This is a genomic window from Streptomyces sp. NPDC085524, assembly GCF_044541755.1.
In the GTDB taxonomy this organism is placed as follows: Bacteria; Actinomycetota; Actinomycetes; order Streptomycetales; family Streptomycetaceae; genus Streptomyces.
Genome location: NZ_JBITTH010000023.1, coordinates 29075 through 41367, shown reverse-complemented (window position 1 = coordinate 41367; position 12293 = coordinate 29075). Strand labels below are relative to the sequence as shown.

General features: G+C 72.4%; 9 protein-coding genes. 7 read left to right on the top strand and 2 right to left on the bottom strand.

Annotated elements, in window-relative coordinates:
- The first annotated feature begins 86 nt into the window (after window positions 1-86).
- On the top strand, window positions 87-989 hold the full coding sequence (locus ACIGFK_RS30135) for an alpha/beta fold hydrolase (protein ID WP_376661973.1): 903 nt from the start codon (window positions 87-89) through the stop codon (window positions 987-989).
- Window positions 990-1020: 31 nt separating this feature from the next.
- On the opposite strand, the gene ACIGFK_RS30130 is transcribed toward ACIGFK_RS30135, so the two are convergent.
- Window positions 1021-1581 carry an NADPH-dependent FMN reductase gene (locus tag ACIGFK_RS30130; RefSeq protein ID WP_376661972.1) on the bottom strand — a complete coding sequence of 187 codons (561 nt, stop codon included), beginning with the start codon at window positions 1579-1581 and terminating at the stop codon, window positions 1021-1023.
- A 280-nt stretch (window positions 1582-1861) separates the two neighbouring features.
- Between ACIGFK_RS30130 and fxsA the strand changes: the two genes are divergently transcribed.
- The 6 genes from fxsA to ACIGFK_RS30100 all read left to right on the top strand — a co-directional run bounded on the left by fxsA (window position 1862) and on the right by ACIGFK_RS30100 (window position 11779).
- Window positions 1862-2026, top strand: coding sequence for an FxSxx-COOH cyclophane-containing RiPP peptide (gene fxsA / locus ACIGFK_RS30125; RefSeq protein ID WP_376661971.1), 165 nt, complete (start codon window positions 1862-1864; stop codon window positions 2024-2026).
- Window positions 2027-2055: 29 nt separating this feature from the next.
- Window positions 2056-4302: a radical SAM/SPASM protein FxsBH, inactivated beta-hydroxylase extension form gene (gene fxsBH / locus ACIGFK_RS30120; protein WP_376661970.1), complete on the top strand. Its 2247-nt coding sequence runs from the start codon at window positions 2056-2058 to the stop codon at window positions 4300-4302.
- 266 nt (window positions 4303-4568) lie between these two features.
- Window positions 4569-5327, top strand: a complete 759-nt coding sequence (locus ACIGFK_RS30115; protein WP_386465679.1) for an aminoglycoside N(3)-acetyltransferase — start codon at window positions 4569-4571, stop codon at window positions 5325-5327.
- Window positions 5328-5407: 80 nt separating this feature from the next.
- Window positions 5408-6814, top strand: a complete 1407-nt coding sequence (locus ACIGFK_RS30110) for a TIR-like protein FxsC (RefSeq protein WP_386465676.1) — start codon at window positions 5408-5410, stop codon at window positions 6812-6814.
- Window positions 6798-10784, top strand: coding sequence for an FxSxx-COOH system tetratricopeptide repeat protein (gene fxsT, locus ACIGFK_RS30105; RefSeq protein ID WP_376660076.1), 3987 nt, complete (start codon window positions 6798-6800; stop codon window positions 10782-10784). The genes ACIGFK_RS30110 and fxsT overlap by 17 nt, the downstream gene beginning before the upstream one ends.
- 98 nt (window positions 10785-10882) lie before the next feature.
- A complete protein-coding gene (locus tag ACIGFK_RS30100) occupies window positions 10883-11779 on the top strand; it encodes a DUF4231 domain-containing protein (protein WP_376660077.1) in 897 nt (298 codons plus the stop codon).
- 25 nt (window positions 11780-11804) lie between these two features.
- On the opposite strand, the gene ACIGFK_RS30095 is transcribed toward ACIGFK_RS30100, so the two are convergent.
- Window positions 11805-12284 (bottom strand): hypothetical protein, encoded by a 480-nt coding sequence (locus ACIGFK_RS30095; RefSeq protein ID WP_376660078.1) that lies wholly within the window; start codon window positions 12282-12284, stop codon window positions 11805-11807.
- Between the last annotated feature and the right edge of the window lie 9 nt (window positions 12285-12293).

Below are 12293 nucleotides of genomic sequence, written 5' to 3'. Positions count from 1 at the left end.
TTCGCGCGAAGTGCGCCCTACCGCACTCCTCCCCCAGCGAGCACAATCACCGTGACCAGTCGAATCGACCGCGAGGGAGGCAGTGCGTGCGCAATCAGGTGCGCGCCGCGGACGGACGGGCGCTCACGGTGGAGCGCTGGGGCGATCCGGACGGCAAACCGGTGTTCCTGCTCCACGGCATGCCCGGCAGCAGACTGGGGCCGGCCCCCCGGGGCATGGTCCTCTACCAGCGCCGCATGCAGCTCATCGCCTACGACCGGCCCGGCTACGGGGGCTCCGACCGCCACCCCGGCCGCACCGTCGCCGACGTCGCCCAGGACGTCGCCGACATCGCGGACGCCCTGGGCTTCGACACCTTCGCGGTGGCCGGCCGCTCCGGCGGCGGCCCCGGCGCCCTGGCCTGCGCCGCCCTGCTGCCGGACCGGGTGACCCGCACGGCGGCCCTGGTGCCGATGGCCCCCCGGGACGCGGAGGACCTGGACTGGTTCGCCGGGATGGCCGCGTCGAACGTGAAGGAGTACACCACCGCCTCCAGCGACCCGGAGGAACTGGCGGCCCGGCTCATCCCCCGCGCCGCCGGCATCGCCCGGGACCCCGGGCGGCTCCTCGACGAACTGCGCCGCGAGCTGACCGCCAGCGACCGCATGATCGTCTCGGACGCCGGCCTGCGGGCGATGCTCCTGCGCAACTACCGGGAGGGGGTGCGGACTTCGGCCTGGGGCTGGATCGACGACATGCTCGCCTTCAGCAGCCCCTGGGGCTTCGACCCCGCCGACATCCGCTGCCCGGTGCTGATCTGGCACGGGGAGCTCGACGTGTTCTCCCCCGTCGGCCACGCCCGCTGGCTGGCCAGCAGGATCCCGGGGGCCACGACCACCTTCGACCCGGCGGCCGCGCACTTCGCGGCCCTGCGCGCGCTGCCCGACGTCCTCACCTGGCTCCTGCGCGACCTGCCCGCACCCCCGCTCAGCGAACAGCAGCCCGCCTAGGGGGTGTCCCGGTGAACCTTTCCGGTCAGCACTAGGCTGCGAACCGCTCCCGGGCGTCCGCCAGCAGGCCGAGCACCTCGCCGAGCCGTTCCCGTACCCCCGGATCGGCGAGGGTCCCGTCGGGCCCTGCCTGCTGCCCGGACACCGGGATCCGCACGCAGGCGTCCTCCACGACCTGCGCGCCGGTGTAGCCGAGGACCGTGCGCAGCGCGGCCTCCGCGCCCCCGCCGCGGCCCGGGGCCGCGGCGTTCACCCAGGCCACGGGCTTGTCGCTGATCTCGGTGCCGCCGACCGTCCAGTCCAGCAGGTTCTTGAAGGAGCCCGGCAGCGTGCCCGCGTACTCGGGGGCGCAGATCAGGATCGCGTCCGCGCGGTCGATGGCCGTGCGCAGCGCCGCGACCGGCTCCGGCAGGGGGTCGGCGTCGTCGTCCGGGTTGAAGTGCGGGAGGGCCGCCAGCCCCTCGTAGAGGATCGTGCTCACCCGTGCGGGGCCTTCGGCGGCCACGGCGCGCGCGGTGCGGAGCACCGCCTCGTTGGAGGAACCGGCGCGCAGACTTCCGGACAACAGCAGGATCAGCGGTGTGGTGGTCATCCGGCCAACCTACCGACCGGGCTCTGTGCAGGTCAGGCCCGTCCCACGCCCGGTGTACGGCCGCCCCGCGACCTCCGGAAAGAGAAAAGGATCTTGCCTTGCGGCGAACGGGCGATGAGCCGACCTCGAGTAATGCCGCACGCTTTCTATAGAACGGTTGATCAGGCGTCATGTCTCGGTCGCTCAATGGAGTGTGGCGAAGTAATATCCCCCTTGACATCAGCATGTGGCTGCTGTCATTCACATGACCATTCACCATGGCTTCCCCGAGGACGGTGTCGTGAACACTTCCGCAACCCCCCCGACCTGCACGGTCAAGGCCGACCGGGTCCCGCTCGACCGGATCGACGTCCGCAGTGCCTCTGCGACCGCCGCACTCGGCCGGGTGCTGCAGACGGAATCCGGCCGCGCCGTCCAGGCCCCCATCTTCAACTCCGCTCTCTGACAGTTGAGTAAGCGCTCTAGACTGGTGGAATGACCGGCCTGATCGCTTTTCGCGAGATCGTCCTGAAAGTTCACAGCAGATGCGATCTTGCTTGTGATCATTGCTATGTCTACGAACACGCAGATCAGAGCTGGCGAGCCCGGCCGAAAGTGATCTCCCCCGAGGTGATCGCGCACACCGCGTCCAGGCTCGCCGAACATGCCCGTGACCATGCACTCCCCTCCGTCACGGTGATCCTCCATGGAGGGGAACCCCTGTTGGCGGGCCCTGACCGACTCCGCCTCGTGTGCGAGGAGTTCACCCGGGCCCTCGCCGGGACCGCCGACCTCGATCTGCGGATCCACACGAACGGCCTCCAGCTCAGCACCCGTTACCTCGACCTCTTCGACGAGTTCGGCGTCCGGGTCGGCATCTCCCTCGACGGGGACCGCGCCGCCAACGACCGCCACCGCCGGTTCGCGGACGGCCGTACGAGCCATCCGCTGGTCCTGGCCGCCGTCGACCTGCTCCGCTCGGCGCCGTACCGCCACCTCTACCAGGGTCTGCTCTGCACCGTGGACGTGGCCAACGACCCCGTCGCCGTTCTGGACGCGCTCGTCGAACTGGAGCCGCCGCGGGTCGACTTCCTCCTCCCCCACGCCACCTGGGAGACGCCCCCGGCCCGCCCCGACGGCGCCTCCGACGCGTACGCCCGCTGGCTCCTGCGGATCTTCGACCACTGGGAGCGCCGCGAACGCCCGGTCCCCGTGCGGATCTTCGACTCCCTGCTGTCCACGCTGCGCGGCGGGCCCAGCCTGACCGAGTCCCTCGGGCTCGCGCCCACCGACCTGGTCGTCGTCGAGACCGACGGGACGCTGGAGCAGGTGGACTCCCTCAAGAGCGCCTTCGAGGGCGCCGCGGCCACCGGGTTCAACGTCTTCGACCATGCATTTGACCAGGTCGCGGCCCATCCCGGGGTCCGCGCCCGGCAGCTGGGCCTCGCGGGCGTCAGCGACGCGTGCCGCCGGTGCCCCGTCGTACGTTCGTGCGGCGGCGGCCTCTACACGCACCGCTACCGGGACGCGAACGGCTTCGACAACCCCTCCGTGTACTGCACCGATCTGCGCGAGCTCGTGGACGGGGTCGAGGGCCGTACCGCGGCGGCCGCGACCGCTCCGCAGCTGACCGATCCCGACCGGCTGGCCCGCTCCCAGGAGGAGCTGACCCGGGTCCTGCTGGCCCGCCTGCACGCCGACCTCGCCGCCGAGCCCGCCTGGGCCCGGGCCTGGGAGCTGCTCGGCGCGGTGGAGCGGGCCGGGGACGCGGGCGCGCAGGCGCTGGACGCCGTACTGGACCACCCGTTCACCCGTACCTGGATCCTGGCGGCCCTGGACGGCTCCGGCGCCCCGGACGGCCCCGGGTCCGCGCGCAGGCTGACCGCGCTCGCGGCGGCGGCCGTGCTGCGGGGCGGGCTGGACCTGCCGGCCGAGGTGGCCTTCCGGGACGGCGAGGTGTACCTGCCGACGCTCGGGCTGCTGCGGCTCGGGGAGCCCGGCACCGAGGGCCGGGCCGTGCTGCGCGTCACCGACGGCGGGTACGCCGCGCGGGACGGCCGCACCGAGCACCGCTTCGGCCCCGCGGCGGGGGACGCCCGCTGGCAGCCCGTACGGACCTGGTCGCCCGGGCCGGAGGAGGCGCCGGTCGCACTGGAGGACCTCGACCCGTACCGCAACTGCTTCGCCCGCCCGCCCAGGCTGCGGCTCGGCGCCGGGGAGGCCGAGGAGTGGCGGGGCCGCCTCGACGAGGCCTGGGCCCTGCTGCGCTCCGCCGTACCGGAGTTCGCCCGGGCGGCGGCCGGCGGGCTGACCACGCTGACCCCGCTCGCGGGCGGCCCGCGGGCCGGGGACTGGGGCGAGGCCGGCCGGCACGGGCCGGGGGCGCTCGGGGTGCCGTATGCGGCGGGGGTCGCGGAGACCGCCCTGGCCCTGCTCACCGGGCGGCGCCGGGCCCGGCTGCGGGCGCTGACCGAGGTGGCCGACCTGTACGCGCTGGACGGGGAGTGGCAGCACCCCTCGCCGTGGCGCTCCCGCCCCGTCCCGGTGTCCCGGCTGCTGGCGGACGTCCACGAGCGGGTGGCGGTGGAGGCCTACCGGCGGGCCACGGAGTCCCCGGAGCCGGCCGGCTCGGACCGCATCCACCAGGCCCTGGACCGGCTCGCGGGGGCGGCCGAACTGACCACCACCGGCAAGCGCCTGGTCGAGGAGCTCCGCTGGGAACTGAAGGCGGTCGACGCGTGACGGCCTCCGGCCCGGCCAACGGGTGCAACACCGCCCCGGCACCGGCCGCGGGCCGGCGGCAGGACCGCCCGGCCGCAGGCGGGCAGCAGGCGCCGGCCGCCCGGGCAGGGGCGGCCCGGGCAGGGGCGGCCCGGGCAGGGGCGGCCCGGGCAGGGGCGGCCCGGGCAGGGGCGGCCCGGGCAGGGGCGGCCCGGACTCCCTCAGGCGAGCCGCGAAGCGCACTGGCCCTGGCCGTGCACCTGCGGCTGCTCGGGGTGCGGCCGGGGATGCGGCTGCTGGTGCACGCCTCGCTCGGGGGCACGGGGCTCGGCGCGGAGCCGTTGCGGGACGCCCTGCTGGGCGTCCTCGGGCCGCGCGGGACGCTCGTGGTCCCCGCGTTCACCCCGGAGAACTCCACCACCTCCAGTGCGCACCTGGCGCGGATCTCCGGGATGTCCGGGCCCGAGGTGCTGGCCTTCCGGGAGCGGATGCCCGCCTTCGACCCGGCGAGCACCCCCAGCCAGGGCATGGGCGCGCTGGCCGAGGCCGTCCGCACCGCGCCCGGCGCCGCGCGCAGCGCCCACCCGCAGACCTCGTTCGCCGCGGTCGGCGGGGACGCGCAGCGGCTCTGTTCCGGGCACCGGCTGGAAAGCCACATGGGCGAGGAGTCTCCGCTGGGAAAGCTGTGCTGGGAGGGGGCCCAGGTACTCATGATCAATGTGGGATTTTCCGTCTGCTCCGCTTTCCATCTCGCGGAGTATCGAATTCCGAAGCCCCCCTTGCGCATGTACGAGTGTGTGGTGAAGGTGAACCTTCCAGGGGGAAGGCAGGGACACCTGCAGGACCGGCAGGGGCACCTGCAAGAGGGGGAGTGGACCGCCTACGAGGACGTCGCGCTGGACGACAGCGATTTCGCCGTGATCGGCGGCGCGTTCCCTGATTCCAAGGTGCGCAGGGGACGGGTGGGAGGGGCCTCGGCCATGCTCTTCTCCCTTCCGGATGCCGTTGACCACGCGCTTGAGTGGATGACCGAAAACCGATGCTGATTGACTGAACGATGAGGGGATGCGGCGAAGCAGCTCCGGAATGATGTTCCTTCGCTCGCAATCTTCGGGACGGGGGTCGTGTGCCCGCAAAAAAAGGGGAGCCGTACTTTTTTCTCAGCTACGCGCATACACCGAGATTCGGAGCGGGGGGACCCGACCCGGACATGTGGGTGGAGCGCCTCTTCCGTGATCTCTGCGGTCATGTCATGGCGATGACGGACCTGCCCGCCGGATTCCCGGTCGGCTTCATGGACCGGGACATACGCAGCGGTGAGGGCTGGTCGGAACGGCTCGCCGAGGCGCTCGCCAACTGCCGCGTCTTCGTTCCCCTGTTCTCACCGCGGTACTTCACCAGCCAGATGTGCGGGAAGGAGTGGTTCGCCTTCGCGCAGCGAGCCATCCAGCACGGGGCCGTCAGCGCGGGCGGCCAGCCGCCCGAGGCCATCGTGCCCGCGTTATGGGTGCCGGTCCCGCCCTCGCAACTACCCGGCCCCGCCGAGCGGTTGCAGTTCAACCACACCACCTTCGGCGAGCGCTACGTCACCGACGGACTGTACGGGCTGATCAAGCTGCGCGGTTACGCGGAGCAGTACGAGAAGGCCGTGTACGAGCTGGCCCGGCGCATCGTCCAGGTCGGCAAGAACGTCGACCTCGCCCCCGTCCGGCCGGTGGACTACCGGGTGGTCCCCAGCGCCTTCGGCACCACCGGGAGTCCCGCCGGCGGCCCCTCCCGCACCCTCCACGTCACGGTCGCGGCCGCCTCCCGGCACGACCTCCCCGAGGGCCGCAGCCCCGAGTACTACGGGGACAGCGCCCTGGAGTGGAACCCGTACCATCCGGTCGCCCAGCGGCCCATCGCGTACGTCGCCGAGGACCTGGTCAAGAACCTCAACTACCAGACCACCGTGGCCTCCTTCGACGACGAGGCCGGGCACTTCGACAGCAAGCAGCCGCCGACCCGGCCGGAGATCCTGATCGTCGACCGGTGGGCGGTGGAGGACGAGCACCGCCGCCAGCGCCTGGCCGCCTTCGACCAGGAGCACCGCCCGTGGATCAACGTGGTGGTGCCGTGGAACCGCTACGACAGCCAGAGCCGCGCGAAGGAGGCCGAGCTGGCCCGGCGGCTGGAGGAGACCCTGCCCGTCAAGATGCGGCAGGGCCGGGCCGCGTGCCGGGCCGCCGCCAACGGCGTGGCCAGCATGGAGACGCTCGGCCAGATCCTCCCGCAGGTGGTCGAGGCCGCCGCCCAGCAGTTCCTCAGACACGCCCAGGTGTACCTGCCGGCCGGCAACACCCAGATCGAACGGCCGCGGCTGCTGGGCCCCATGGGAATGGGCGGGCCGCCCGCCCCGCCGAGAGTGCCCTTCCCGGCCGGCGCCCACGACGGGGCCCACGACGGCGCGCACGCCGAGGACACCGAAGACAGAGAGCACGGCCACGACAGCAACGACACCGATCGGGGGGACGCGGATGACAGCGAGTCGTGACAGCGAAGACAGCCGTGACGGACGCATCGTCACCTTCTACTCGTACAAGGGCGGCACGGGCCGCACCATGGCGCTCGCCAACACCGCCTGGATCCTCGCGGCCAACGGCAAGCGGGTCCTCGCCGTGGACTGGGACCTGGAGGCCCCGGGCCTGCACCGCTTCTTCCACCCGTTCCTGGACCCGTCCACCCTCGGGGCCACCACCGGGGTCATCGACCTGATCAGCGAGTACGCGTGGGCCGCGACCAGCCCGGTGCAGCGCGCCGACGACTGGCACCGGGACTACGCGCGGATCCAGCCGCACGCCGTCTCCCTCACCCCCGAGACCCTCGGCTGGGAGTTCCCGGACGGCGGCACCCTGGACTTCGTCTCGGCGGGCCGGCAGAACCGCGAGTACTCGGCGACCGTCTCCACCTTCGACTGGGACAACTTCTACGACCGGCTCGGCGGCGGGCTCTTCTTCGACGCCTTACGGGAGGACATGAAGAGCAACTACGACTACGTCCTGATCGACAGCCGGACCGGCCTCTCCGACATCGCGGACATCTGCACGGTCCACCTCCCCGACATCCTGGTGGACTGCTTCACCCTCTCCGACCAGTCCATCGACGGCGCCGCCTCGGTGGCCCGGCAGATCGACGAGCGGTTCAACGACCGGGGCATCAAGATCTACCCCGTTCCGATGCGCATCGACGAGGGCGAGAAGGAGAAGGCGGACGCGGGCCGGGCGCTGGCCCGGATCAAGTTCGACCGCTTCCCCAACGGGCTGGTCGGGGACGAACTCACCTCCTACTGGGGCGCGGTGGAGATCCCCTACCGTCCCTACTACGCCTACGAGGAGACCCTGGCCACCTTCGGCGACGAGGCCGGGCTCACCAACTCCCTGCTCTCCGCCTTCGAGCGGCTCACCACCGTGGTCACCGAGGGCGCCATCACCTCCATGCCGGTCATCGGCGAGGAGGTGCGCCTGCGCATCCGGGACGCCTTCACCCGCCGCCGCCCCGCGCTCCCCGCCGACCTGTTCCTCTCGTACGTCGCCGAGAACCGGATGTGGGCCGACTGGATCGAGTCGGTGCTCACCCGGGCCGGCTTCCGCGTCGTCCCCCGGGACGTGTCCGCCGAACGGACCCCCGGCGCGGACTCCGGGGACACCATCGGCGGTGCGGGCATCAGCGTCGACAACGCGGCCCGGACCGTGGTGCTGCTCTCCAGCGCCTACCTCAAGTCCGCCCGGGCCGTGGACGTGTGGGAGCGGGCGGCCGCCGAGGACCCGACCGGGGGCAGGCGCCACCTGGTCGCGCTGCGCGTGGGCGACGTACGCCTCGCCACGCCCTACATCGACCGCAATCCGGTCGACCTGTTCCGCCTCGACGAGGTCCACGCGACCACGGCGCTGCTGCGCGCGGTGGAGCGGCCGGCGGCCCTGACGGACACCGTGGCCAGTGCCTCCCAGCCCGGACCGCGGTTCCCGGGGACCGTCCCCAAGATCTGGAACGCGCCGCCCCGCAACCCCGGTTTCACGGGCCGTTCCATGGTGCTGGAGCGGATGCGCGACCAGCTCGGCGGCGGCATCTCCGTGGTGCTGCCGCAGCCGCAGACCCTGTTCGGTCTCGGCGGCGTCGGCAAGACGCAGGTGGCGCTGGAGTACGTCCACCGGTTCATGGCCGACTACGACCTGGTGTGGTGGATCTCCTCGGAGCAGACCGACGACGTGGTCGCGGCCCTCGCGGAGCTGGCCGTACGCCTCGGCGCGCAGACCGGCGAGGACATGGCGGCCGCCTCGCAGGAGGCGATCGACCTGCTGCGGCGCGGGGTGCCGTCCTCGCGCTGGCTGCTGGTCTTCGACAACGCGGACGATCCCGAGACGCTCAAGCGGTTCTTCCCGCCGGGCGGGCCCGGCCACGTGCTGGTGACCTCGCGCAACCAGTCCTGGTCGCAGTACGGCGACGCGCTCCCGGTGGACGTGTTCCTGCGCGAGGAGTCCATCGAGCACCTCCAGCGCCGGGCCCCCGGGCTCAGCAAGGAGGACGCCGAGCAGGTGGCGATAGCGGTCGGGGACCTGCCGCTCGCCGTCGAGCAGGCGGGCGCATGGATCGCGGAGACCGCGACCCCGGTGTCCGCGTACATCGAGCAGCTGGCCCAGCAGGCGGCCCGGGTGCTCGGTCTGAACCAGCCGCCGGGATACCCGGAGCCGGTGGCCGCCACCTGGAACATCTCCATCGAGCGGCTGCAGTCCCGCTCCCCCGCCGCCGTGCGGCTGCTCCAGCTGTGCGCCTTCCTGGCACCGGAGCCGATCTCGGCGAACCTGCTCTACAGCAAGGAGATGATCGACGCCCTCAAGCCGTACGACTCCTCGCTGCAGGAGAAGCTGGTGCTGGGCCGGGTGATCCGGGAGATCGGCCGGTTCGCGCTGGCCAAGGTCGACCAGGTCAGCAACAGCATCCAGGTGCACCGCCTGGTCCAGGCGGTGATCCGGTCCCAGATGAGCGAGGAGGAGCAGCGCGAGGCCCGGCACGCCGTCCACCGCATCCTGGCCGGCGCCCGCCCGGACGACGACGAGCCGATCGACAACCCGGAGACCTGGCCGCGGTTCAACACGATCTGGTCGCACCTGACCCCGTCGGAGGCCCGGTACTGCAAGGAGCCGGAGACCCGCCGCCTGCTGATCGACCGGGTCCGCTACCTGTGGAAGCGCGGTGACTTCAAGGCCGCGTACGCGCTCGGCGAGGAGCTGCGCGAAGCCTGGAAGGAGATGCTGGGCAACGACGACCTGCAGTACCTGTACCTGCGCTTCCACCTGTCGAACATCCTGCGCTCGCAGGGCCGGTTCGTGGAGGCGAAGGAGCTGGACGAGGTCACGCTGGAGCGGCAGAAGGCCGTCCTCGGCCCCTCGCACCCGCACACGTACATGACCATGAGCGGTCTCGCCAACACGCTGGGCGCCCTGGGCCAGTACGGCGAGGCGATGGAGCTGGCGACCGACGCGCACGAGGGCTTCAGCCAGATCTTCCACGAGGCGCACCCGCGCACGCTGGCGGCGGCGAACAACCTGGCGCTGAACCTGCGGCTCGTGGGGCAGTACACCAGAGCCCGCGAGATCGACCAGGAGGTGCACGACCTGCGCACGGAGGTGCTGGGGCCGGAGCACCCGTACACCCTGTCCTCCGCGCAGAACCTCGCCCGCGACCTGCGCGAGGTCGGCCGGTACGAGGACTCGGTGCAGCTGCTCAGCCGGACGTACGAGAGCTACAAGCGCACGCTGGGCCGGGCCTTCCCGGGCACCCTGGCGGCCGCGAAGAACCTCGCGGTGTCGCTGCGCAGGGCGGGCCAGCTGGAGGACGCGCTCCGGCTGACCACGGCCACCCGGGCCCGCTACCGGGCCAAGTACACCTCGGTCAACCCGGACCTGCTGTCCTGCGAGCTGAACCTGGCCTCGGACCTCTTCGCGACCGGGGATCCGGGGGCCGCCCGGGACCTGGCGCAGGAGGTGGTGGACGAGTACATGAAGGTTCCGGGCGAGCGGCACCCGTACACCCTGGCGGCCGTGAACAACCTGGCGGTCTTCCACTGGGGCACGGGCGCCGCCGACACGGCGGAGACCATGCTGCGGCAGACGATCCGGCTGATGCGGGACGTGCTCGGCGACAACCACCCGCACACGGTCTTCGCCAACCTCAACCTGGCCAACACCCGGGCCGACCTGGGTGATCCGGAGGGCGCCCTGGAGCTGGAGCGGCTCGCGGTGATGCGGCTGCGCGAGGCGCTCGGGGCACACCATCCGGAGACCCTGGCCAGCGCCTCCAACATGGCGGTCAGCCTGGACTCGATGGGCCGCAAGGAGGAGGCGGCCCGGCTGCGCGCGGAGGCGGTCGGCGAGCTGACGAGGCTGCTCGGCGAGGAGCACGGTCTGACCCGGTACGCCCGTGACGAGCGGCGGGTCCACCGCGACCTGGAGCCGCTCGCCGTGTGATCCCAGGAGGGCGGCGGGGACCCCACCGGTCCCCGCCGCCGAAACGCGATCGATCCGATCGATCCGATCGACAGCAGGGGGGCGCTGTGCCCGACAGCATGACCTTTCGAAACGAGGACCTGCCGGCCCTCTTCCACCACACCGACCAGGCGGCGATCTCCCGGCAGCGCGAATCCACCCAGGCGACGCGCGCCCAGCTGCTGCTCCTCGTCGCGGCCGCGGCGGCCGCGGCCCTGCCCACGGGCCCCAGGCTGGGCTCGGTGTACCTGTTCGGGCTGGTGAGCGTGCTCGCGTACGCCGGGGTGCTGGGCGTGGGCGTACGGGCGACGAGGCGCCGGGCCCGTCCGCAGTGGCAGCTCAACCGGAGCGCCGCCGAGTTCATCAAGTCCCTGGCCTGGCGGTACGCCGTGCACGGGGCGCCGTTCGGCAGCGATGCGGCGGGCGCCGAGGCCACGTACCGGGCGCGGCTGGAGGCGGGGCTGGACGAGCTGAAGAAGATGGGCTGGGACGATCCGCGGAGCTCCGGGGCGGTCCCGGAGGGCGGGGAGATCACCGGAGCGATGTTCCGGCTGCGCGGCCTCGAGTACCAGGTGCGGCGGGAGACGTACGTCCGGGACCGGCTGATCGAGCAGCGCAACTGGTACCGGCGCAAGACGGAGGTGTCCCGGCGTGCGACGGCCCTGTGGTCGTGGACGATCGTGCTGCTGACCTGTCTGGCCCTGCTGTTCGCCCTGTTCGGGGCGCTCGGCTCGGGGCCGGGGCCGAAGCTGACCGGGCTGCTGAGCGCGGCGGCGGCGGCCGGCATCGCGTGGAACGAGGTGCGCCGCCACCATCCGCTGATCGAGGCGCACACCCTGATCGAGCAGGACCTGGCGGCGATGATGGTCGTGATGCAGACCACCATCACCGAGTCGCAGTGGCCTTCGGCGGTGTACGAGACCGAGCGGTACGTCTCCCCGCAGCACACGGACTGGCTCGCCCGGCACAGCAGTTGAGGTGGGCGTGCGGGGGCCCGCGGGCTCAGTCCCGGGTCACGCCCGCCCGCCAGATCACGGTGACCGGCTTGCCCAGGGAGCGGGCGTAGGCGACGATCTCGGCGGTGCCGCCGTGCCCGCGCGCGGGCAGTCCGTCCCAGACGGCGACGAGCCGGTCGCAGGAGTCGGCGATGTAGGTGCCGGCGGCGTAGTAGGCCTCGTCGGTGGAGCGGGCGAAGTCCATCCGGACCTCCTGCGTGGCCCGCCGCTTGAGGCCGCGGTAGCGGGCGAGGGACTCGGTGTCCTCGAAGGCGTCCTCGTAGTCCCCGCTGGGGATGACCACGGTGAGCCCTGCGCCGTATTCCAGCGCGATGGCGGCGAACAGCTGGTCCGCTCCCTCGGCGAGGCTGGAGAGGGCCTCCAGCGGCCCTTCGTGGCCGCCCAGTACGGCACGCAGGCCGCTCTCCACGTGGGCGAGCACCTCGTCCGGGATGGACCGGTGCCCGGTCACGCCGATTCGCTTCATTCGGAACCC